This window comes from Paenibacillus sp. SJS-P3, assembly GCF_056711585.1.
The window spans coordinates 1,316,472-1,338,529 of record NZ_CM160043.1 but is presented as its reverse complement, the minus strand read 5'-3'; the positions used below and the strand labels follow the sequence as shown (position 1 = coordinate 1,338,529).

19 protein-coding genes and 2 pseudogenes are annotated in these 22,058 nt (G+C 56.0%); 5 read left to right on the top strand and 16 right to left on the bottom strand.

Annotated elements, in window-relative coordinates; genetic code table 11:
- Nucleotides 1-49: 49 nt before the first annotated feature.
- The 6 genes and pseudogenes from AC06G8_RS06010 to AC06G8_RS05985 form a co-directional block, all read right to left on the bottom strand.
- Nucleotides 50-895, bottom strand: a pseudogene (locus AC06G8_RS06010) (response regulator); the annotation flags it as partial.
- Nucleotides 896-922: 27 nt separating this feature from the next.
- On the bottom strand, nt 923-1,711 hold the full coding sequence (locus AC06G8_RS06005; RefSeq protein WP_480284729.1) for a CheR family methyltransferase: 789 nt from the start codon (nt 1,709-1,711) through the stop codon (nt 923-925).
- A 52-nt stretch (nt 1,712-1,763) separates the two neighbouring features.
- Nucleotides 1,764-5,450 (bottom strand): response regulator, encoded by a 3,687-nt coding sequence (locus AC06G8_RS06000; protein WP_480284728.1) that lies wholly within the window; start codon nt 5,448-5,450, stop codon nt 1,764-1,766.
- A 284-nt stretch (nt 5,451-5,734) separates the two neighbouring features.
- Nucleotides 5,735-6,328 (bottom strand): hypothetical protein, encoded by a 594-nt coding sequence (locus AC06G8_RS05995; RefSeq protein WP_480284727.1) that lies wholly within the window; start codon nt 6,326-6,328, stop codon nt 5,735-5,737.
- 112 nt (nt 6,329-6,440) lie between these two features.
- Entirely contained in the window at nt 6,441-7,457 is a 1,017-nt protein-coding gene (locus AC06G8_RS05990; RefSeq protein WP_480284726.1) for a CobW family GTP-binding protein, read from the bottom strand.
- A gap of 131 nt (nt 7,458-7,588) precedes the next feature.
- Nucleotides 7,589-7,915 (bottom strand): YflT domain-containing protein, encoded by a 327-nt coding sequence (locus AC06G8_RS05985; RefSeq protein ID WP_447664796.1) that lies wholly within the window; start codon nt 7,913-7,915, stop codon nt 7,589-7,591.
- 272 nt (nt 7,916-8,187) lie between these two features.
- Here AC06G8_RS05985 and AC06G8_RS05980 point away from each other — a divergent pair, with 272 nt between their 5' ends.
- Nucleotides 8,188-9,360, top strand: coding sequence for a glucose-1-phosphate adenylyltransferase (locus tag AC06G8_RS05980; RefSeq protein WP_480284725.1), 1,173 nt, complete (start codon nt 8,188-8,190; stop codon nt 9,358-9,360).
- A gap of 55 nt (nt 9,361-9,415) precedes the next feature.
- On the opposite strand, the gene cysK is transcribed toward AC06G8_RS05980, so the two are convergent.
- A complete protein-coding gene (gene cysK, locus AC06G8_RS05975; protein ID WP_480284724.1) occupies nt 9,416-10,336 on the bottom strand; it encodes a cysteine synthase A in 921 nt (306 codons plus the stop codon).
- Between the two features lie 350 nt (nt 10,337-10,686).
- Between cysK and AC06G8_RS05970 the strand changes: the two genes are divergently transcribed.
- The 3 genes and pseudogenes from AC06G8_RS05970 to AC06G8_RS05960 all read left to right on the top strand — a co-directional run.
- Nucleotides 10,687-11,496, top strand: coding sequence for an alpha/beta fold hydrolase (locus AC06G8_RS05970; protein ID WP_480284723.1), 810 nt, complete (start codon nt 10,687-10,689; stop codon nt 11,494-11,496).
- A 24-nt stretch (nt 11,497-11,520) separates the two neighbouring features.
- A complete protein-coding gene (locus AC06G8_RS05965) occupies nt 11,521-11,859 on the top strand; it encodes a hypothetical protein (RefSeq protein WP_480284722.1) in 339 nt (112 codons plus the stop codon).
- Between the two features lie 331 nt (nt 11,860-12,190).
- Nucleotides 12,191-12,400 (top strand): annotated as a pseudogene (locus AC06G8_RS05960) (tyrosine-type recombinase/integrase); the annotation flags it as partial.
- A gap of 80 nt (nt 12,401-12,480) precedes the next feature.
- Here the strand turns inward: AC06G8_RS05960 and groL are convergent.
- The 9 genes from groL to AC06G8_RS05915 all read right to left on the bottom strand — a co-directional run bounded on the left by groL (nt 12,481) and on the right by AC06G8_RS05915 (nt 19,205).
- Entirely contained in the window at nt 12,481-14,109 is a 1,629-nt protein-coding gene (gene groL / locus AC06G8_RS05955; RefSeq protein WP_480284721.1) for a chaperonin GroEL, read from the bottom strand.
- Nucleotides 14,110-14,197: 88 nt separating this feature from the next.
- Nucleotides 14,198-14,479, bottom strand: coding sequence for a co-chaperone GroES (gene groES / locus AC06G8_RS05950; RefSeq protein ID WP_447664803.1), 282 nt, complete (start codon nt 14,477-14,479; stop codon nt 14,198-14,200).
- 207 nt (nt 14,480-14,686) lie between these two features.
- Nucleotides 14,687-14,956: a hypothetical protein gene (locus AC06G8_RS05945; RefSeq protein ID WP_021878820.1), complete on the bottom strand. Its 270-nt coding sequence runs from the start codon at nt 14,954-14,956 to the stop codon at nt 14,687-14,689.
- Nucleotides 14,957-15,228: 272 nt separating this feature from the next.
- The gene (tatC, locus tag AC06G8_RS05940; protein WP_447664805.1) at nt 15,229-16,041 is read right to left on the bottom strand and encodes a twin-arginine translocase subunit TatC; all 813 of its coding nucleotides are present in this window, start codon (nt 16,039-16,041) and stop codon (nt 15,229-15,231) included.
- 50 nt (nt 16,042-16,091) lie between these two features.
- Nucleotides 16,092-16,352 carry a twin-arginine translocase TatA/TatE family subunit gene (locus AC06G8_RS05935; RefSeq protein ID WP_076359460.1) on the bottom strand — a complete coding sequence of 87 codons (261 nt, stop codon included), beginning with the start codon at nt 16,350-16,352 and terminating at the stop codon, nt 16,092-16,094.
- A 136-nt stretch (nt 16,353-16,488) separates the two neighbouring features.
- A complete protein-coding gene (locus tag AC06G8_RS05930; protein WP_480285394.1) occupies nt 16,489-17,496 on the bottom strand; it encodes a molybdopterin-binding protein in 1,008 nt (335 codons plus the stop codon).
- A gap of 2 nt (nt 17,497-17,498) precedes the next feature.
- The gene (locus tag AC06G8_RS05925; RefSeq protein WP_480284720.1) at nt 17,499-17,993 is read right to left on the bottom strand and encodes a MogA/MoaB family molybdenum cofactor biosynthesis protein; all 495 of its coding nucleotides are present in this window, start codon (nt 17,991-17,993) and stop codon (nt 17,499-17,501) included.
- A 30-nt stretch (nt 17,994-18,023) separates the two neighbouring features.
- A complete protein-coding gene (gene moaC / locus AC06G8_RS05920; protein ID WP_480284719.1) occupies nt 18,024-18,545 on the bottom strand; it encodes a cyclic pyranopterin monophosphate synthase MoaC in 522 nt (173 codons plus the stop codon).
- 39 nt (nt 18,546-18,584) lie between these two features.
- Entirely contained in the window at nt 18,585-19,205 is a 621-nt protein-coding gene (locus AC06G8_RS05915) for a 5-formyltetrahydrofolate cyclo-ligase (RefSeq protein ID WP_480284718.1), read from the bottom strand.
- Between the two features lie 146 nt (nt 19,206-19,351).
- Between AC06G8_RS05915 and AC06G8_RS05910 the strand changes: the two genes are divergently transcribed.
- Nucleotides 19,352-21,301, top strand: coding sequence for an ABC-F family ATP-binding cassette domain-containing protein (locus AC06G8_RS05910; protein ID WP_480284717.1), 1,950 nt, complete (start codon nt 19,352-19,354; stop codon nt 21,299-21,301).
- Nucleotides 21,302-22,058 lie beyond the last annotated feature (757 nt).

Here is a 22,058-nt window from a genome sequence, read left to right as displayed (position 1 = left end):
CGGCCACTTCCGCCGCTTCCTTGGCCGCAAGAATATCCGCCTCCGACTTCTTGCGCTCGCTGATGTCGCTGACCGTGCAGGCGAAGATGACTTCCTCGTCCACCAGCGTGCTGCCCAGCTTGATCTCCGCATGGAAGACGGTGGCGTCCTTGCGGCGCGGCATGACTTCGATCAGGCGTCCGGAAGAGGTGCCGTCCATCGCGGCTTCGCCCATGATATCCAGCTGCCGGACGCATATACCCGGGATGAGCTCGTCGATCTGCTTGCCGATCACTTCCCTTTCCTGATACCTGAACATCGGAAAGACGGACGGATTCACCGTCAGAATGGTCCCGTTCTTGTCGAACGTGATCATCGTGTCCATGGAAGTCGAGCTGATGACGCTCTTGACGGCTTCCGACTTGGTCAGCTGGTAGGCCGTGCGCATCAGTTCCTTGTTCATGCGCTCAAGCTCCTGCGTCTGCTGCTGGAGCAGGACGGCTTGCTGCTGCAAGGTCTTGTTGCTGATGTACATCCGGACAAAGCCTTCGATCTTGGAACGGAAAATCTGGGGAACGAAGGGCTTCAGCATATAATCGATCGCTCCGACGGCGTAGCCGGCGAACATATGCTGGGCTTCCTTGCTCGTCGCCGACACGAAAATGATCGGTATCTCCTTGGTCTTATCCCTGGATTTGATCATTCGTGCGGTTTCGAAACCATCCATGCCGGGCATCTGGACATCCATGACGATGACGGCAAAATCATCCTTGAGAAGCGCCCGCAGCGCCTCCTCGCCGGAAAGGCATTTGACGAGATTGTAGTTGAGATCGCCAAGGACGGCTTCTATGGCCAGCAAATTTTCGGGGTAGTCATCGACCAGCAGGATGTTGATTGGCCCCTCATAAGAGATCATGGTTTCCCCCCTCCCTTGTCTGTGGCTTTACTTCACTTTGCGGTAGATCCGGTTGAACAGGTCCAGCTCAACGAACTGGTCCGCATGCCGGGTGAAGTTGATGCTTTCCTTGGTGCCCAGCAGCAGCACGCCGAACATGCTGAGGCTGTCGTAGAGCAGCCCATGCACATGATTCTGGAGATCCTTGTTGAAATAGATCATGACATTGCGGCACAGGATGACATGAAATTCATTGAAGGAGCCGTCCGTGACCAGATTGTGCTGGGCAAACACGATATTTTTCTTCAGAAAGCTATGGAAAATAACCGATTCGTACTTGGCCGTGTAGTAGTCCGAGAAGGACTCCTTGCCGCCGCCGTCCTGATAATTGCGCGTATACTGCTGCATCCGCTCGATCGGGAATACGCCCTGCCTCGCCACGTCGAGAACGGTTGAACTCATATCCGTGGCGTAGATTCTCGTACGATCGTAGAGCCCTTCCTCATGAAGCAGGATCGCCATCGAGTAGACTTCTTCTCCGGTCGAGCAGCCGGCATGCCAGATCCGAATGAACGGATACGTCTTGAGCAGCGGAACGACATTTTTGCGGAACGACTTGAATACTTCCGGATCGCGGAACATCTCGGTGACATGGATCGTGAGATCGGACAGAAGCCTTTCCATGCAGCCGCGGTCGTGGATCACCCGGTCCGTCAGCGCCGTGATCGTCGTCAGCCGTTCCGCATGCACCCGATGCCATACTCTCCTGCGGATCGAGGCATAGGCATAGTTCCTGAAATCATAACCATAGAGCCTGAACATGGCCACGAGCAGCATCTCGATCTCCAGCTGTTCTCTTTCGTCCGAATCGCTCGGACGAGGCTTGACGTTATTTATACAACCACACCCTCATTAATGAAAGAAGTTGATCCACGTTGACCGGCTTGGCGATGTAATCGCTGGCACCAGCTTCAATGCATTTGTCGCGATCGCCTTTCATCGCCTTGGCGGTGACGGCAATGATCGGCAGCTTGTCGTACCGGGAGTCGGCGCGGATGAGCCTCATCGCTTCGTACCCGTCCATTTCCGGCATCATGATGTCCATGAGAACGAGATCAAGATCGGGATTTTTCTCGATCTGCTCGATCGCCTCCCGGCCATTCTCGGCGTACGTAATGTTCATCTTATACCCTTCAAGGACATTGGACAAGGCGAATACGTTGCGGATATCGTCGTCGACAATGAGAACGTTCCGGTCTTCGAAAATGGTCTCCACGCTGTGAAGCTTGCGCAGCACGCTGCGCTTGTCTTCCGGCAGCTCGGCTTCGACCCGGTGCAGGAAGAGCGTCGTCTCGTCAAGCAGCCGCTCCGGCGACTTGACGTCCTTGACGATGATCGTCTCGGCGTATTTCTTGAGCATCATTTCCTCGCGCTTCTCGAGATCGCGGCCGGTGTAGATGATGATCGGCAGATCATGCAGCTCTTCGTTGCGCCTGATCTGGTCCAACAGCTCGAAGCCGGTAATGTCCGGCAGGCCGAGATCGAGGACCATGCAGTCGTAGTGATGCTCGCTCAGCTCCTTGAGCGCGTCGCGTCCGGACGATACTCCCGTAATGACCAGATCGTCGTGGCCGATAAGCTCTTCGATGGCGTGGCGCTGGATCTCGTCGTCTTCCACCACGAGCAGGCGCTTCATATTGCGCTCCATGAACAATCCGATCTGCGTAAACAGATTGTCGAGATGCTCCTTGGAGACCGGTTTCTTGAGATAGGCGATCGCTCCGAGCGCGAGGCCCTGCTGGACCTCGTCGATAACCGAGATCAGATGGACCGGGATATGGCGAGTGTTGGAATCGTTCTTCAGATGATGGAGGACGGACCAGCCGTCCATGACCGGCATTTGGATATCCAGAAGAATCGCATCCGGCAGATACGTTCTTGCATAAGACAAGCCTTTGTCTCCCTGTCCGGCCACGATGGCCTTGAAGCCTCGCGAGCGGGCGATATCGACGAGAACTTTAGCGAAAGCGACGTCATCCTCGACGATGAGGACGACTTTGTCCTCCTCCTTCAATTCCTTGAGGTCGTCTTCCACATCGAACGCATGGCGGGCAAGCTCCGGCTTCATCGGCTGCCGTACCGCCGGGATGACAGGCGACGGAAGGGCCGCCGCCGCTTCGTCCATGCCGCTGAACGAGCTTCTTGAGACTTCGAAATCGGTCCCCTCGTTCGTTTTGACGAGATGGAATTCCGGCAGCGCGAGCACGAAGATGCTTCCCTCTCCCGGCTTGCTCGTCAGATGGATGTCTCCGCCCAGCAGTCTGGCCAGATCGCGGCTGATCGCCAGGCCAAGTCCGGTACCGCCGTATTTGCGGCTCGTCGTCCCGTCGACCTGCTGGAAAGCTTCAAAGATGATCGCTTGCTTGTCTTCGGGAATTCCGATGCCCGTATCCTTGACTTCAAAGGAAATCCAGCTTCCCTGAGCGCCTTCCGGCATCTCGGCCTGAGTGGATTTGCGGATCAGCATGCTGATGGAGCCTTGGGTCGTGAACTTGAACGCGTTGGACAGCAGATTGCGCAAGATCTGCTTGACGCGGTGGCTGTCCGTAAACATTTCCGCGGGCACGTCCTCCTCGGTGTTCGTATGGAACGGCAGCTCCTTCTGGATGCTGAGCGGCTGGAAGCTGCGTACGGCGTATTGCTCGAGATCCCGCAGAGGCACATGCTCGGTTACGACATCCATCTTGCCAGCGCCGATCTTCGACAGGTCGAGAATTTCGTCGATCAGCTTGAGCAGATCGCTGCCCGAAGTATGAATGGTCGTCGCGAATTCAATCTGCTTCTGAGTGAGATTTCCGTCCTTGTTGTCCGACAGCATTTGGGACAGAATAAGCAGGCTGTTGAGCGGAGTCCGCAGCTCATGCGACATGTTGGCCAGGAACTCGGACTTGTACTTGGAAGCGAGGCCAAGCTGGACCGTCTGCTTCTCGAGCGCATCCCTCGTCTGCTCGATCTGCTGGCTGTGCCTTTTCGTCTCCTTCATCTGAAGCTCCAGCAAATGGGTTTTCTGCAGCAGCTCCTCGTTCGTCTGCTCCAGCACTTCCTGCTGGCTCTGCAGCTGCTCTTCGGAAGCCTTGAGCGCTCTCGTCTGCTCTTCGAGACGCTCGTTGGAGCTGCGCAGCTCTTCCTGCTGGCTCATCAGCTCTTCGGACTGGGATTGGAGCTCCTCGCTCATCGTCTGCGATTCGCGCAGCAGCTCCTCGATCCGGATCCTTCCGAACAGATTGTAGAGCACCATCCCTGCAGATTCGCCCATCTGCTCCAGCAGCTCGTGGTGCAGGCCGGTGAACGACTGCAGGCTGCCGAGCTCAAGCACAGCCACGACGGAATGCTGATAATGGATCGGCAGCAGATAGAGCTCCCGGATCTGGGCCTGCCCGATGCCCGAGCGGATGTTGAGGTAGCCTTCCGGCACCTCCGTCAGATGCATCGACTTGTTGTCCGCTGCGCTCTGGCCTACGAGCCCTTCTCCGAACCGGAAGGAAGAAGCCGCTTCAAGACCCTCCGTCCCTGCATAAGAAGCACGCAGCGTGAAGGTCCTGCCTTCTCCCAAATGATCGCGGATATAGATGGCTCCATAGGTCGCTCCCGTAAGCGGGGCGACGGCGGAGATGAATTTCTCCGCCAGGATTTCAAGCTCTGTGATGTTCTGCACGCCAACAATGACGTTGGCCAGGCTCGTTTTAAGCCAGGTCTGATCCTGCATCGTCTGATTGTATATTTTCTCGGCCCGCGTCTTTTCTTCCAGATCGTCCGCAAGCTTGTAGAAGGAATCGGCGACCTCCTTGAACTCTCCCTCTTGGGCGAGCGCATCCAGACGCGTCTCCCGGGTGGATTCTCCTCGAGAGAACCCGACGATTGCGGAGGAGATGAACCGGAAGCCGCGGTTGAGCCTCTTCGTATTCCAAATCATAACGAAGAGTCCGAGCAGCTCGCCGGCAATCGCAACGGCAATCATGATATTGACTGTCGCCTTGTTGTCATTTCTCGTCTGTTCGACCAGCTGATCCAAGGCGCGCTGATGATAGGCAACCATTTCGTCGGCATTGTTGACAAGCGTCTCCTGGTAGCGGAGACCTTCGCTTTCCCGCAGGGCGACGGCTCCCGCTCCGTTGTTCGATTCGACGAGCTTAATGGACCGGTCAATATAGGAGAAATAGTCCGACATCCCGGACTCCATCTTGTCGAGCATCTGATATTCGGATTCGGAAGAGGATATGCCTTCCAGCTTTTTAAGGGCGGTTTGTGCCATTTCTTTATTTTTCTCGATGTCGTCGATGTTGCGGTCTACCGATTCCTTGGTGGGAACAGTCAGAATATTGACCATGTACTTGGCAAGGTTGTTCACGTTGCCGCGCATGTCAGTCGTCGTGGCCACCTTGGTGTATCTCTGATCGTAGATCTCGTTCAGCTGTTTGCTGAGATTGGACAGATTGCGTATTCCCGCGCTGCTGAGGACAATCATGATGGCAAACATGATGATGAACCCCAGTTGAACTTTTGTCCTTATTTTCATGTTGGCCGATCACCGGATCCTCTCTGAGTAATAGTGGATGAGCTGTATATGCGGAGAACCTTAATCATTCACTCTATGAATACAATTGCACAAATAATAGAGCCGGGATTCATTTTCTCTCGACGTATGGGGAACATTTCCTGGTCAACACACGAATCGGCCGCCTCCCTCAAGGGTTGCGACCGGATCACAAGTGAATCTTTTCTTTTTGTTACCCTATCGAAATCGGATTGAAACATTGCGTTCGACAGAAATCTATGTTTTTTTCATTATCGGTTATTCTTCTATTCCATGTCCGCCCAGAAGAAATCGACCGATAAAACACGGCCCGTCTTTTCATCCAGGAACAGCTTGGCGGCAAAACCGTTGGCATCCACATACCCGACTCCATCCTCCGCCCTGTACTGAGGCTCGCCGTAGCGGCTTGCCCAGCCTTCCAGCGTGACGGGAAGCACTTCCTCCCCGACCTGAACGGTTCCATTCGAGGAAGGCACGCTCACATAATCGACTTCCGTGCCGGTGAAAGCGATATTCATGTCGGGATAAATCCAGCGCGTCTGATCGACAAGCAACTCATCCTGAGCCGCTTCGAGCGGAAGTCCAAGCTCGGAGACGATCTGCTCCTTGTCGTCCGTCAAGCGGACTCCATTGATCGTGCCGAAATCCATCGTCTCTGGAACGGCATTATTCGAGGATGCCGAATCCTCTTTCAGCAAAGCAATGACAGCGGGAGGAGCAGGCTGACCGGCAGCCGTCTCCGTACCTTTGGCCGGCGCGGCGGCGGACGGCAGGGATACGACGGAGCGGGTCAAGGAAATCGCCATGGCCATAACTAGGAATATGCATGCAATCGAGGCCAGAATGATCGTCTTTTTCACATTGCTTCCTCCCTTTCCACAAGCTGCTGATCCAATAGTATCCATTAACCAACCGGCTCCGCGCGCGAAACAGCAAATAAGCCTGCCGGAAGCCGGCAGGCTGGAGGTCGTCTTATTCGGCTTTCCCTGTATATCCTGCCTCCAGAGCGGCAAGCCGCTCCAGCACTTCGCCGCGCGAGAAATGCTCTCCGATGAACACGATGGCGTCGCGCATGCTTTCGGCCGGAGAAAGAGGAATGAAATCCGTCTCCCTGTATGCGAATTGAAAATGGTACCGGCTGGCCGTGTCGGCGAATGTGACGATTCCTTTTGCCCGGTACACATTGTCCGGCAGCGACTGAAGCATGCTTTCGAAGTCCATGCTGTCGTAGGGCCGCTGCGGATAATAAGTCACTGCCATCAGATGTTCGTGGGCATGCACATGGCTTTCTTCCTTCTTGGCAGCGGAAGCAGACCCTGTCCCTTCGTCGGTTCTCGGGGCGAACTCCTCCGGCCTCAGGGGAGCTCCAGGACCAGCAGACAGCACGCCCTCGATCCATTCCGCATCTGCGCCGCCATGCCGGACGGTGACGAGCGAAGCATGGGAATTGAGCTCCCGGATCCGCTGCTGAACCTCGACCAGCTCCTCGGGATGGAGCAGATCGGCTTTGTTCAGCACCAGCCTCGTCGCGCAGCGGATTCCGTCCTCCATCAGCTTCATCGTACGCCGGCTCCCCTTGAGGCGAAGCATGCCCGGGCCGTCGACGACAGTCACGACAGCGGACAGGCAGAGAGATTCATGCAAGGCGGCGTCCATTACGCCTTCCACCAGCTCCAGCGGATTCGCAGCTCCGGTAGCTTCGATCAGAATGACTCCGGGCCTCTCCTTCCTCGCCAGCAGGACCAGCTCTCCGGCCAGATCGCCCTTCATCGTGCAGCAGATGCAGCCGTTCAGCATTTCCTTGAGCGGAATGCCGGAATCGAATCTCGCCCCCTCCAGATGAAGGTCTCCCAGCTCGTTCAGAACGACTGCCGGCTTCATGCCGGCTTCCCGGCAGCCATCCAGCAGGCGTGTCAGCAAGCTCGTCTTGCCGCTGCCCAGAAATCCGGCCAGAACGATGACCGGTACAGGAGTGACTTGTTCTTCCATTTGCTTTCCCATCCTCTTCCGCTAATCGTCTTTGAACCTTTCCAGTATACCGGATTCCGTTCCGGCGGCACAAAAAAAACGTCCGGCCGGATCGAATCGATCCAACCGGACGTCCCAGCTTCGCGGGCGGCTCAGTGAGGCTTGGCGATGACCAGGATTTTGCCTTGGTCAAGAACTTCCTCATAGCGCTCGGCTTCCATATCGGTCAAGCCTACCGACTCCAGCTTGGAGCGCAGCGCATCGCCGCGGGAGCGGAACATATTCGCCATGGAGTCGAACACGCCTTCCTCCTGCATGCCGATGCTGTTCGCATCGGAATTTTCGGCCAGGCGATCCGTCTGGTCTTTATCGTGGGCAAGCACATAAATCTCGTCCTTGCCATATCCGCGGCGGTTAAGCTCGCGTACTGCCGACATAGCGTCCATTCCGCTTTCTACAACTTGAATGCTTGGTTTCATGTGACTATCCCTCCAATGGCATTGTTGTCGGTTCGGCCCCGCCGTGGCAGGGCGTTCAAGCTTACAGATTAGTACCCCTGCCCCGATGCTGATGAAACATTCCGCTTGACGCCGCTGAGGAGGCCATTCGGACTTTTTACAGATTTAAATGTCGGCGGAAAAACACGGAAAAAGGATATCATTGGAATTCTCTCATCTCGGTTTCAAAGATTTTCAGGCCGTTTACTTATACCGTATAACGAAATACGATCGAGACAACGGAGGTAACACAGATGAACCAGAACAACGAATGCATGGCAATGCTCCTCGCGGGAGGAGAAGGTAAACGGCTGGCGCCGCTGACGAACCGGTTGGCGAAGCCGGCTGTTCATTTTGGCGGCCGCTACCGCATCATCGATTTCCCGTTGAGCAATTGCGTTAACTCCGGAATCGGCAGCGTGGGCATTCTCGCCCAATACATGAAGCAATCCATCAGCAGCCATGTAGGCGATGGCTCTGCTTGGGACAACACGAACATTACGATCCTCAATTCCGAAGATAAAACGACCGGCTACAAGGGAACGGCAGACGCCATTTTCCAGCATATCGGTTTTATCGATTCCCATCATCCGGAGCATCTGCTCGTCATCTCCGGCGACCATATCTACCAAATGGACTATAAAGAAATGCTCGGCTTCCATAAAGCCCGCGGCGCGGCCGCCACGATCGCCGTCAAAGAGGTGCCTTGGACAGAGGCTTCCCGCTTTGGCCTCATGAATACGGATGACCGGCTGAACATCACCGCTTTTGAAGAAAAGCCGGCCAAGCCTCAGAGCAATCTGGCCTCGATGGGCGTTTACATTTTCCGGTGGGCCGACCTGCGCGAAGCGCTCATTCTCGATGCCATGCGCGCCGATTCTTCCCATGATTTCGGCAAGGACATCATCCCTTCCCTTCTGGCCTCGCAGGAGAAAGTCATCGCCTTCCCATTCAAAGGCTACTGGAAAGATGTCGGCACGCCGGGCAGTCTGTGGGAAGCCCATATGGATCTGCTCCAAGGCACAATCGACCTCAATCGTCCCGAATGGCCGATGTATACCCCTTCCCTTTCGGTCAGCCCAGCAATCTACGTGGAAGACAAAGGGAAAGTGAGCAATTCCATCGTCCAGCGGGGCTGCCGGATTCAAGGAGACGTGGAAGGGTCCATCCTCTTCCACAGCGTCCAGATCGGAGAGGGCAGCACCGTAACGGATAGCATCATCATGCCGGGGGCAAGAATCGGCAACAACGTGAGCATCCACCGCGCCATCATCGGCGAAGGCGCTTATGTCGCGGACGGCTCCTTCATCGAGGGCAGCGATGACAACCTGACCGTCATCGGCGCCGGCGAATTCCGCTACAGCCGCTCCCCGCTCCGCAGAACCCGCCCTGCAGCGATGCTGGGAGATGTACGGACCGGCTCATGATTTTAAACGATGCAAAAAAGTCTGCCTTTTACGGGCAGACTTTTTGTTGTCGGCATCAAAAAATATCCATGCTGAGATATCTCTCTCCGCTATCAGGCGCAATGCACAGAATGCGCTTGCCCTTGCCGATGCGGCGAGCTTCCTGAACGGCGGCCCAGACAGAGGCTCCACCCGATGGGCCGAGCAGGAGGCCTTCCTTGGCGGCGAGCTCCCGACAAGCGGTGATGGCCGCATCGTCCTTGACCTGCACGATGTCGTCGTAGACATCTGCATTCAGGATCGGAGGCACGAAGCCTGGACTCGTACCGACCAGCTTATGGGGTCCGGGCTGGCCGCCAGAGAGGACAGGGGAGCCCTGCGGCTCCACGACAAGAATGCGCACTTCCGGCAGGAGCTTGCGAAGCTCTTCGCCTGTGCCGGTAATCGTCCCTCCGGTGCCGCTGGAAGCGACGAATACATCCAGCCGGCCCTCCATCTGCTCCATGATCTCCAGCGCCGTCGTTCCCCGATGCGCATCTGGATTCGCGGGATTTTCGAATTGAAGCGGAATATAGCTGCCTTCAATTCCTGCAGCCAGCTCCTTCGCCTTTTGAATCGCTCCAGGCATTCTCTCCGCGGCCGGCGTCAGGACAACTTCGGCTCCGTAAGCCCGCAAGATTCCGATCCTTTCCTTGCTCATATTGTCCGGCATGACAAGAATCGACTTGTATCCTCTCGCCGCCGCATTCATGGCGATGCCGATGCCCGTATTGCCGCTTGTCGGCTCGATGATCGTTCCCCCCGGCTTCAGTAGACCGTCCCTCTCCGCTTGCAGCATCATATTGGCGGCGGCCCTGTCCTTCACGCTGCCGCTCGGATTGAACTTCTCCAGCTTTACATATACCTCGGCGTCCTCGGGACCGACGAGCCGGTTCAGTCTGACTGCCGGCGTATCTCCGATCAGCTCCGTGACGGAATTTACGATTCTAGGAGGCATTGGCATCTTCCTTTTGTTCAGATTCAATGGATTACTATGAATAGTACAGGAATGGCCTTGGATTCTCAAACGCAGCTGCCGAAGGAGCTGAGCCAGGATGAGCTTCAGCGCCATTTCGATCAACTGCTCCCGATTCACCCGCTTCACGCCGTTCGAGCGTGCAGCTTACTGACAGTCGAAACCACTAAAAAGCTCTTTGGAATGGTCTCGGTATCCTCCTTGAAGCTTGGGACAGCTCAGCTAACTTTTACCTTCATGTTGGTATTCAAAGAAGTTGTGATAAACTTGAATCATGCGATTTAATTCACTCAAAACTTAGATGAGCGTTGGCGCACCATAAGGAGGTTGCCATGAAAGGAAGTATAATTGCCCGTAATAACGTCAACATATTGGGCAACGGAACGCAGACAATCATTTTTGCTCACGGCTTCGGCTGCGATCAAATTATATGGCGTTACTTAACGCCGGCCTTTGAAGAAAACTATCGCATAGTATTGTTTGATTATGTCGGTTCGGGGAAATCTGAAATTCAGGCGTATGACGCCGACCGATACGGAAACTTGAACGGCTATGCGCAAGATGTAATCGACATTTGCCATGCGCTTGAATTGAAAAACGCCATCTTTGTCGGTCATTCCGTCAGCGCCATTATCGGGCTTCTGGCTTCAATAAGGGAAGTGGACTTGTTCGACAAGGTGGTGCTGATCGGACCTTCCCCTCGCTATCTGAACGACTTTCCCGATTATATTGGAGGATTTGAGCGGAAAGATCTAGAAGAATTGCTGCTTTTGATGGAAATAAACTATGCCGGCTGGGCAAACTACCTTGCTCCAGCGATCATGGGGAATTCGGATCGCCCCCAGCTCGCTCATGAGTTGGAACAAAGCTTCTGCGCAATGAACCCGGAGATCGCTCGGCAATTCGCCAGGACTACTTTTTTGGCCGATAATCGAAAAGACTTGAAGCAGGTCACCGTTCCATCCCTCATTCTTCAATGCTCGCAGGATATTATCGCTCCGCTTGAAGTGGGCACCTATGTGCATTACCAGACCCCTAATAGCACCCTGCGATTCATGGAGGCTACTGGACATTGCCCGCATATGAGCCATCCGGAGGAGACGATACGACTGATTGAGGAATACCTGGAGACTACAGCGTAAATCCTGGCACGGAAGGAACGATGCATGACAATCAACGGACAAGTGAAAGTAGAGTTGAACGCAACATTTTGCCTTAGTGAAGATCATATTATTTTGGATGCCGATGACACGCTTCTTTGTTTGCTCGGCTATGATCTTAAAGGCTTGCTCGGATGTCAGTTTGAATCGATTCTTACCCAAGCCAGCTCGACTTTTCTTCATTTACATTTTCAACCGCTAATGAAATTGCAAGGCAGGGTTGAACAGATGAGCCTATTTCTGAAAGCCGCGAATGGGCATGATATACCGATTCTTTTGCACGCAGATCGGCACGTGCGGGACGGTCAGGTCATTCATCAATGCTGGATAAAATATCGGAAATGATTGCAGATAAGGATTTCATAAATGCTGTGCCGGAATAAAGATGCACTTCAACTAGGGATAAAGATAGTGAACAGGCTGACTGAGAATGTTTGTTCAATAAAACAGCAGCAGTCTAGGACTTATTTCACGTCCATGGCTGTTGCTGTTTTGTTTCTTGGGTCAGTCTAATACCTCGATTACCGGTCGCCAGCAGCTTGTTGTCCGCCAGGCGCACGACCTTTGGAACGAACTCGGCTATATATAAGAAAGAAGCCTCCCACAAGTTCAGTGAACTCATGAAAGGCTCCCGTTAAACTTTCGTTAAACCGCGTTTTAATACCTCGGCAAAAATCCGCACATCTTCCGCCACACCCATATCAGCATGCTCACGGAGTCCGAGGTTCCGCTCAGCACGATTATGCAGCGTGTCGGCCATGATGATCCTGATACCACACTGAAGATCTATACGCACGTCACGGATAAAATGAAAAAGGATGCCGGTCAGAAGGTTAGTGCCTCCTTCGCCGACATCCTCAGCAGGCTTGCTCTGCCGAAAATGTGAGTTTTTCGTGAGTTTTAAAGGAAAACGGGACCCCTAAAGGTCCCGTTTTCCTTGCTATATAAGGGTTTTGGGCAACCCTATTACATCATGCCGCCCATTCCGCCCATTCCGCCCATGTCAGGCATAGCCGGTTTGTCTTTTTCCGGTTTGTCGACGACAACCGCTTCGGTCGTCAGAACGACAGCCGCTACGGAAGCGGCGTTCTGCAGCGCGGAGCGCGTTACCTTCGTCGGGTCGACGATTCCGGCTTCGAACATGTTCACCCAGTCGCCGGTAGCGGCATTGTAGCCGATGCCGATGGATTCTTTTTTCAGACGCTCGACGATGACGGAGCCTTCAACGCCTGCGTTGGTCGCGATCGTGCGAACCGGCTCTTCCAGAGCGCGCAGGATGATGTTGACGCCGGTTTTCTCTTCGCCCGTCACGTTCAGAGCCGCAACAGCTCCGTATACGTTCACGAGTGCCGTGCCCCCGCCGGATACGATGCCTTCTTCCACAGCTGCACGCGTGGAGTTCAGGGCGTCCTCAATGCGCAGCTTGCGCTCTTTGAGTTCCGTTTCGGTCGCTGCGCCGACTTTGATGACGGCTACGCCGCCGGACAGTTTGGCCAGACGCTCTTGCAGCTTCTCGCGGTCGAAGTCGGAAGTCGTTTCTTCCAGCTGCGTGCGGATCTGCTTCACGCGCACATCGATGTCGGTTTTGTCGCCGGCGCCGTCAACGATGATCGTGTTTTCTTTGGTTACGCGGATTTGGCGAGCGGAGCCGAGCTGCTCGACCGTCGTGGACTTGAGGTCCAGACCGAGCTCTTCGGTGATCACTTGGCCGCCCGTCAGAGCGGCGATATCGCCCAGCATCGCTTTGCGGCGGTCGCCGAAGCCAGGAGCTTTGACGGCTACGCAAGTGAAGGTGCCGCGCAGGCGGTTGACGATCAGCGTTGCTTGAGCTTCGCCTTCAACGTCTTCAGCGATGATCAGCAGCTGCTTGCCGGATTGGACGACTTTCTCCAGAACAGGCAGGATCTCCTGGATGTTGGAGATTTTTTTGTCGGTGATCAGGATGTACGGGCTGTCGAGGACAGCTTCCATCTTGTCCGTATCCGTGATCATGTACGGAGATACGTAGCCGCGGTCGAACTGCATGCCTTCAACCACTTCAAGCTCCGTATAGAAGCCTTTGGATTCTTCAACCGTGATGACGCCGTCGTTGCCGACTTTTTCCATCGCTTCAGCGATCAGCTGGCCGACTTCGTCGTCGCCGGAGGAGATGGCCGCAACCTGCGCGATGGAATGCTTGCCTTCGATCGGTTTGGAGATATTCTTCAGCTCTTCCACGGCAGCGCGGACAGCTTTCTCGATGCCTTTGCGGAGAACGATCGGGTTCGCGCCGGCCGTTACGTTTTTGAGGCCTTCGCGGATGATCGCTTGAGCCAGAACCGTAGCGGTCGTCGTGCCGTCGCCGGCAACGTCGTTCGTTTTCGTTGCGACTTCTTTGACCAGCTGGGCGCCGGCATTTTCGAACGGGTCTTCCAGTTCGATTTCTTTGGCGATGGATACGCCGTCATTCGTGATCAGCGGGCTGCCGAATTTCTTCTCGAGCACCACATTGCGGCCTTTAGGACCGAGCGTTACTTTAACTGCATTTGCAAGAGCGTCGACTCCGCGCAGCATGCCGCGGCGTGCGTCTTCACTGAACTTGATTTCTTTTGCCATCGTCCATTACCTCCCGGTATATAGTTGTGGATGGAATGCTCTAAGTATGAAAATCCGATGTATGGCGAAACTTCGCAGCCAGAAGGGCTTAGCCGAAGATCGCGTGGATGTCGCTTTCTTTCATAATCAAATACTCTTTGCCCTCGTATTTGATCTCCGTTCCTGCATATTTGGAGAAGAGCACGCGGTCGCCGACTTTCACTTCCAGCTCAACGCGCACGCCGTCCTTCAGCGCTCCGCTTCCTACAGCGATGATTTTGCCTTCTTGCGGCTTTTCTTTCGCCGTGTCCGGCAGCACGATGCCGCTGGCGGTAGTCTCTTCCTTAGCGATCGGTTCTACCAATACGCGTTCACCCAAAGGTCTGATCATGAAAAAATAGCCTCCTTAATTAAATTTGTCGTATTTTGTTAGCACTCGTAAGCCCTTAGTGCTAACAACATGTTTTTATGATACTCAACTTGAGACAGGATTTCAAGTGGGAGGCATCGATTTTATGAGAAGTTTACATCACACCCCTTTCCACCCAAACAAAATAGCCGCCGGCTGGGGCCGACGGCTGACAGAAGAGAATGAACGTCATTTGTTGGAGGAATCGTCGAGAGCTTCAAGCTTCTCCGAGACGAGATGAAGCGCCGCTCCGGAAGTGTAGATGAAGACGCTGCCGATAAGGAATCCGATGCCGACCATAAGGGTCATATTCGTGTCGCTGAAGTGGGTGATATCCCACAGGCAAGCTACAACGCCGATCAACAAGCAGGTCCAAGCCATTATATTCATGAATTGGAAGAGACGATCGACCGCGGTCTTGCTTTGCTCGATTGGCTTGACAGAAATCATCTTGGCCATGAATGTCACATCCCGTTCAAAGTTGTAAGTGGTTTCATATCTATACTATACCACGTTTCGCCCAAATATGTTCAAATATTTTTCACTTTTTGATCAAATATTGGACATGTATCTGTCTCATATGGCTTAAAAGACTTTGCTGCGCTGCTTGACGAAGCCAAAGTCAATCATCGATTCCTCTCCATTTTGTCCAATTCATGTCCGTTTCATGACGTTCTGGAAAGCAGGCAACAAAAAAAGCCTGCCGCATGGGCAGGCTTGATGCAGGCGATCTATTTGCTTGCAGCGACAGCGTATTCCTGTTCGAAGCGCGCGTCCTTCTCCTGCTGGCGCTTGTAGATCCGAGCGCACATCAGGATGCTCAGCTCGTAGAGCAGGATGAGAGGAATCGCCACCAGCGTATCCGAGACGACATCGGGCGGAGTGACCGTGACGCCGATGAACACCATGATGAAGTAGGCGACTCTTCTCATCTTCCGCAGACCGCCCGGCGTCAGAATCCGGATCGCGGTCAGGAACATGAGCAGGAGCGGCAGCTCGAACAGAAGCGAGATCGGCACGATGATGTTGACCATGAACGTCAGATACTGCACGATGCCGTACGTTTCTTCAAGTCCCAGGCTTCGGGCGACCTTGGAGGTGAAGTGGAAAGCCATCGGGAACACGACGTAATAGGAGAACGCCAAGCCGAGCAGCAGCATGAACAGCGCATAAGGAACGTACCGGAGCGCGGCCCGCTGCTCAGGCACGCGAAGAGCCGGCTTGACAAAGGACCAAAGCTGGAAGAAAGCGACCGGAACCGCCGGAACGAGCGCGATGATGAAAGCGAACTTCATGTAGATTCCGATGCCGTCCCAGAGGGAGAAGGTATGGAAGCCTCCGATCTCCTTGGCCTGTTCCGTGGACGTCAAGTAGTTGTACATCGGTTCGGCGAAAAAGAGGCCCAGTATCAATCCCGCTATGAGCACCAGCAAAATCACGAAGATCCGCTTGCGCAGCTCTCCCAGATGGTCCATGAGGGACATCAGGCCTTCTTCCCGCAGCCGCGTGCGCTGCCCTGCCTTATTCCCTGTGGGGCTGGCCATACGTGATCCTCCTTACATGTACATGTTGAATCATTCCGGCTGTCCGCCGGTTATTCCGGAAGACGCTTCGAATCCGCGCGGACAGGCTCGCTGCCGGATACTTCCCCGTCTACTTCGATGCGCGACGCAGCGTCGCGGCGCGCAGGCTGCTGCTGATTGTCGTCTTCCATCAGATCGCGGGCGCCGGCCTTGAATTCCTTCAGCGTGCGGCCGAAAGCGCGGCCGAGCTCCGGGAGCTTGTTGGGTCCGAACAGCAGGAGAGCGATAACGGCGAGCAGCAGGAAGCCTGTAGCTCCAATTCCACTAAACATGATGAATGATTCCTCCTCTGGATTTCGCGAGAATCTCGCTGGATGTCTGGCGTCTCCAGCCATCCTTCCTTCCAGGAGCCATCATGCCTGAAGGGAAGGATGCTGAAGACGATCGGTATTGCGCGCCGCGGAAGCTTCAGCAGCCGTGCAGGCCGCCGTAGCCCATCGCGGTAATATCTTCCTTGACGATCTTATCCCCGGCCAATATCCGGGGAAGCAGCACATCGAATGACGTATAGGGGTCGTGCATGACGCAGCCCGGAAGGCCCAGCACAGGCGTCCCTCCGAGATAGCCGATGAGCAGCATCGATCCCGGCAGCATCGGCGTTCCGTAGCTGACGATGTCGGTGCCGGCCGAGCTGATGGCGCCTGGCGTGCGGTCGTCGGGGTCGACGGACATGCCGCCTGTAAGCAGTATCATATCATACTCTTTATTTTTGTACTCAAGGATTTTCCTTGCGATGGCGTCCTTGTCATCCGGCATGATCGCCTGCTCGGCGACCGCCGAGCCGAGCGCCTCGAGCTTCGCCCGGACCGCCGGCCCGAACCGGTCCTGGATCCGTCCGCTGTGCACTTCTCCGCCCGTCGTGATGAGGCCGGCCCGCATCGGACGAAGCGGCTTCACCTCGATCGGAGCCCTGCCGGTAGCGGAACGATAGTCGGCAGCGAGGCTTTCCACGGCCTCGATCTTGCATCGGGATACCACGAGCGGAATGACGCGCGTCGCCGCGAGCTGTCCGCCCGCCTCGACAAGGCTGTTGCTGCGGATCGTGGCAAGGGCGATGTCCCCGAGTGCATTGACGGCGTTCACATATTCGGAATCGATCTTGGCAAGGCCCTGCATCAAGGACTTGACCGCAACCTTGCCCTCGTGCGGCTCGCCGATCCGCGTTCCTTCTCCTTGAAGAGCCTTGGCCATCCTCAGAGCCGCATCGTCCTCGTGCAGCTCGTCCTCGGCCAGCTCCATGACATAGATATGGGCTTTGCCGATATCCAGCAAGGCCGGTATATCGGTCGCTTCAATGACATGGCCTTTCTTGAACAGCCTGCCCTTGAAGCTTCCGGGAACGATCCGCGTCAAATCATGGGCGAGCCGGAGGCCGAGCGCATGCTCAACAGGCACTTCGCGCAGCTTGGTTTTCATGGTCACCCTTCATGCTCCCCTTCCCGGCCCGATACGATGCCGAGAGCATGAGGCAGCTGGTCGATGACCGCCATCAGGCATTCATGGACGCCTTTGGGGTTGCCCGGCAGATTGATGACCAGCGTCCGGCCACGGATGCCGCTGACGCCCCGAGACAGCATCGCCTTGCGGGTACGCGACATCGTGCTGCTGCGCATCACTTCCGATATGCCGGGAACCAGCCTCTCGACGACTTTGAGCGTCGCCTCCGGCGTCACATCCCGCGGTCCAAGCCCTGTGCCTCCGGTCGTAAGCACCAGGTCGGCCTGATAATAATCCGTCATTTCGATCATGGCCGCCATGATTTCGTCCTGCTCGTCGGGCACGATCCGGTAATCCACGATATCCCCGTGCAGCTCCTCCTCGACCAGCTCGCGGATGACTTGCGCGCTCGTGTCCTCCCGCTCTCCCCTGAAGCCCTTGTCGCTTGCTGTGAGAACCGCTACCTTCCAACGCATTGACGTTCCTCCCGTCCCCTGTCGCCGTTCTTATCCTCGCATGAAATCCCCGTTTTTGCCGCCTGACTTGGATACAAGCTCGGTCGGACCGATCACCATATCCTTTTGCATCGCCTTGCACATGTCGTACACGGTAAGCGCAGCGGCGGATACCGCCGTAAGAGCTTCCATTTCCACTCCGGTCACGCCTTTGGTCTTCACTGTGGCTTCGATGTAGAGCTTGTCCTCGCCATTATCCGAGAAGGCGATGTCAATGCCCGTGAGCGGGAGCGGATGGCACATCGGAATCCATGACGACGTGTTCTTGGCCGCCATGATTCCGGCCACTTGAGCCACGGCCAGCACATCCCCCTTGGAGATGCCGCCGGATTTGATCCTGGCCAGCGTATCCTCCGCCATCTGCACGGTTGTCCGCGCCGCAGCCGTTCTTGACGTCGTCTCCTTGTCCGTCACATCCACCATCCGGGCCCGTCCCTGTCCATTGAAATGGCTCAGGCTGTCCGCCTTGCCGCCATCCTCGCCAGCCGGCGACCTGTCATCTGCAGTCGTCATCCGCTCCCCCAACTCCCTTCAACTGACCGATATCCGCCGTCAAGCCTGCCGAGCGAACCATTGAATGCCCTCTTCCGTAATGAGGCCGTCAAGCTTGGCGTCATGCGGCTCCATCGGTATGGCATCGACAATCTGGAACGCGAACCCGATGCCGATCCATGGAGGAGGCTCCCTCCCGGCCGACCGGGCAGCATGCTGAAGCTTGACCCGGTAGCGGTCGTAATAACCGCCGCCGTACCCGAGCCGGCCTCCCTTGCCGTCGAAGCCGGATCCCGGCACCAGCACCGCATCCGGCACGAACCCATCCGGCAGTGCCGGCGTTGCGAGCGGGTCGGGCTCCATGATCCCATAGGCGCCGGGCTTCAGCTCTTTCCAGGAGGCAAGGCGATGCAGCGTCATCGACCGATCGGACACCGAGGCGCGAGGAACGAGGACATCGATTCCGGCTCGCCAAGCCCATTCGATCAGCGGCGACAGGTCCAGCTCGGAGCGGAAAGCCGCATAGGCCGCCAAGCTTGTGCAGCTCCGTCCCTGCAGCCATTCCGCCGCCCGCGAGCATGCAGCCGCCGATGCGGCCATTCTTGCTTCGGGAGAGGCGGAATCCCGAATGTGAAGAAGCCGTGCTCTTACCGATGATTTGTCGTCTGGATTATTGCCCATCGTTCGAAGTAACCCCTCGCAGGCTCTTGGTCATAATTGTCTATAGTTTACCACCGAGACCTTTGTTTCGCCAATAAGGGTCGATTATGGCAATCAATTGCGGTATTCTTAATAGAAGAAGAACGATTGAAAGGAACTAGGGTTCTATGCTGCTGCAAGTAAACGATCTGACCAAAAGCTACGGCATCACAACCATACTCTCCCGCATCTCCCTGCAGATCCAGGAGCGCGAGCGCATCGGACTTGTCGGGGTGAACGGCGCCGGCAAGTCGACGCTGCTCCAGATTCTGGCCGGTGTCCAATCGGCCGACAGCGGCGTCATTCATCGCGCCAAGGAAACCCGCATCGGCTACCTCGCCCAGAACAGCGGCCTGCAGTCGGGCAATAGCATCGGCGAGGAGATGCGTCTGGTCTTCGCCCATCTGGTGGAAGCCGAGCAGGAGCTGCGCAGGCTTGAGCATGAAATCGCCGATCCTTCCCTTCAGGGGGATGAAAAAAAATACAACGACACCCTCGAGCGCTACGCCCGCAGATCCGACTGGTACCGGGATCAAGGCGGCTTCGAGATGGAGACCCGCATCAAAAGCGTGCTGCACGGCATGGGTTTCGGGGACACGGATCCCGCTACGCCGGTCTCGACGCTGAGCGGAGGACAGAAAACCCGTCTCGCGCTGGCCCGGATCCTGCTTCAAGCCCCCGACCTGCTGCTGCTGGACGAGCCGACCAACCATCTGGACATCGCGACGCTGACCTGGCTGGAGGATTATTTGCGCAGCTATTCGGGCGCCATTCTCATCGTCTCCCATGACCGCTACTTCCTGGATGCTACGGTCGGCACGATCATCGAGATCGAGCGGCACCAAGCCCGGCGCTATGCGGGCAATTACTCCCGCTATATCGATCTCAAGGCGGCGGAATACGAATCGGCCATGAAGCAGTACGAGAAGCAGCAGGACGAGATCTCCCGCATGGAAGAATTCGTCCGCCGCAACATCGTGCGGGCATCCACGACCAAGCGCGCGCAGAGCCGCCGCAAGGCGCTTGACCGCATGGAAAGGATCGACCGCCCCGCGGGCGATCTCAAGCGGGCCAGCTTCCGCTTCGAGATCGAGCGCACGACGGGGCGCGACGTGCTGGAGGCGCTGGATCTGTCCGTCGGCTTCGGCGACAGCGTCGAGCCGGTCTTCCGGGACGTCACGCTGCGCCTCGAGCGCGGGGAGACCGTCGCCCTCGTCGGCCCGAACGGCATCGGCAAGTCGACCTTGCTCAAGGCGCTGATGGGCAAGCAGGAGCTGCTCGCCGGCACGGTCCGGTGGGGCACCCATGTGAAGCTCGGCTACTACGACCAGGAGCAGACGGAGCTTAGCGGGACCAATACCGTCCTTGAAGAGGTATGGAAAGCATTTCCCGGCGTGGAGGAAGCCCGGATCCGGACGATCCTCGGCAACTTCCTGTTCAGCGGAGACGATGTCAAGAAGCGGGTCGGCTCCCTCAGCGGCGGAGAGAAAGCCCGCGTGGCCCTCGCCAAGCTGATGCTTCAGCAAGCGAACGTCCTTATATTGGACGAGCCGACCAACCATTTGGATCTGTTCAGCAAGGAAGTGCTCGAATCTGCGCTGCTCGACTTTGAGGGCACGCTCCTGTTCATCTCCCATGACCGGTATTTCCTGAACAAGATCGCGGAACGCATGATGGAGATGAGTCCGTCCGGCATAGTCGAATTCCTCGGCAACTACGACGACATGATCGAGAAAAAGAAGGAGATCGCAGAGCTTCTGCTTGAAGCCCGCGAGGCTTCGCGCCCCGCGGCCGGCACCTCTGCGGAAGGCGGCTCTGCGGTTCCGGCCGGCAGCGCTTCATCTTACGAGGCCGACAAGCAAGCTCGCCGCGACGAGCGGGCGAAGCAGCGCCGGATCGAGCAGCTTGAAGCCGACATCGCCTCGCTTGAGGCCGAATCCGAACGCCACGAGGAGCAGCTGGCGGATCCTGAAGTTTACCAGGACTACATCCGCCTTCAGGAAGTGCAATCCAGCCTGGACGCCGTCCGGGTCCGCCTGCAGGCAGCGTACGAGGAGTGGGAAGGACTTCTTGCCTGAGCGAAAGCCGGGCGGCTATAGGCCGGTTCCTTCCATTCTGATCAGCAAAAGAACCTTTCGGCCTTGGAGCCGAAGGGTTCTTTTGCGCTGGCATTTGCAGCATGCGCGAAAATTAGTTTCAGTCCAACACTTGCAATTCACTCTTTTCAGGCGTATAATAAGTCCTATTGATTAACCCGCCTATTCCCCTTCTTTAGGAATCGATCATAACCCCCGATTCCGCCGTTTCTTGTTTCCCTTTTGATGAGACTGGCCTTAAAGAAATTCTGATTCACGCTGGCGCGGTCATTGGAGCCGCAAGGACGGAAGAGAGGTAGGGCTTCCGTTGTTTTGGAATGCGCAGTACGTAGAGAGCAGGACCAGACAAGCAGTTGCAGATGGAAAAGAAGCAGGAATGCAGTCGTTCTTCCGGGCCAAGCGCCGATCACCCGGTTGAATGGGTCAATCATAGACACGGACGCAGCAAGCTCCGTACATCAGGAACCGGCATGCCGGTATAGCCGCATGAGGCGCACGCAATTTAAATAGAAGGCCCTCCGCCTGAGCCCGCAAGGGGCCGGGAAGAGGGCCTTCGTCCATTTCATGCTGCCGCTTTCAGTTATGCACAGCGTTATCCACAACCCTGAATAAGTTGTCAGGCAATTCTGTTTTGAAATTCAATTCAGACGCCGCATTGCACTTGGATCCCCAGATCGGCATCGATCGAAGAACGGAGCTCCGACAAAATTATCCTCACTATCCACATTGTCCACAGGGC

Excerpts from the sequence above, each read along its gene's own strand:
- AC06G8_RS06005 (WP_480284729.1), bottom strand. The coding sequence starts at position 1,711 with ATGCTGCTCGTGGCCATGTTCAGGCTCTATGGTTATGATTTCAGGAAC.
- AC06G8_RS06000 (WP_480284728.1), bottom strand. The coding sequence starts at position 5,450 with ATGAAAATAAGGACAAAAGTTCAACTGGGGTTCATCATCATGTTTGCC.
- AC06G8_RS05990 (WP_480284726.1), bottom strand. The coding sequence starts at position 7,457 with ATGGAAGAACAAGTCACTCCTGTACCGGTCATCGTTCTGGCCGGATTT.
- AC06G8_RS05985 (WP_447664796.1), bottom strand. The coding sequence starts at position 7,915 with ATGAAACCAAGCATTCAAGTTGTAGAAAGCGGAATGGACGCTATGTCG.
- AC06G8_RS05980 (WP_480284725.1), top strand. The coding sequence starts at position 8,188 with ATGAACCAGAACAACGAATGCATGGCAATGCTCCTCGCGGGAGGAGAA.
- cysK (WP_480284724.1), bottom strand. The coding sequence starts at position 10,336 with ATGCCTCCTAGAATCGTAAATTCCGTCACGGAGCTGATCGGAGATACG.
- AC06G8_RS05970 (WP_480284723.1), top strand. The coding sequence starts at position 10,687 with ATGAAAGGAAGTATAATTGCCCGTAATAACGTCAACATATTGGGCAAC.
- AC06G8_RS05965 (WP_480284722.1), top strand. The coding sequence starts at position 11,521 with ATGACAATCAACGGACAAGTGAAAGTAGAGTTGAACGCAACATTTTGC.
- groL (WP_480284721.1), bottom strand. The coding sequence starts at position 14,109 with ATGGCAAAAGAAATCAAGTTCAGTGAAGACGCACGCCGCGGCATGCTG.
- groES (WP_447664803.1), bottom strand. The coding sequence starts at position 14,479 with ATGATCAGACCTTTGGGTGAACGCGTATTGGTAGAACCGATCGCTAAG.
- AC06G8_RS05945 (WP_021878820.1), bottom strand. The coding sequence starts at position 14,956 with ATGGCCAAGATGATTTCTGTCAAGCCAATCGAGCAAAGCAAGACCGCG.
- tatC (WP_447664805.1), bottom strand. The coding sequence starts at position 16,041 with ATGGCCAGCCCCACAGGGAATAAGGCAGGGCAGCGCACGCGGCTGCGG.
- AC06G8_RS05935 (WP_076359460.1), bottom strand. The coding sequence starts at position 16,352 with ATGTTTAGTGGAATTGGAGCTACAGGCTTCCTGCTGCTCGCCGTTATC.
- AC06G8_RS05930 (WP_480285394.1), bottom strand. The coding sequence starts at position 17,496 with ATGAAAACCAAGCTGCGCGAAGTGCCTGTTGAGCATGCGCTCGGCCTC.
- AC06G8_RS05925 (WP_480284720.1), bottom strand. The coding sequence starts at position 17,993 with ATGCGTTGGAAGGTAGCGGTTCTCACAGCAAGCGACAAGGGCTTCAGG.
- moaC (WP_480284719.1), bottom strand. The coding sequence starts at position 18,545 with ATGACGACTGCAGATGACAGGTCGCCGGCTGGCGAGGATGGCGGCAAG.
- AC06G8_RS05915 (WP_480284718.1), bottom strand. The coding sequence starts at position 19,205 with ATGGGCAATAATCCAGACGACAAATCATCGGTAAGAGCACGGCTTCTT.
- AC06G8_RS05910 (WP_480284717.1), top strand. The coding sequence starts at position 19,352 with ATGCTGCTGCAAGTAAACGATCTGACCAAAAGCTACGGCATCACAACC.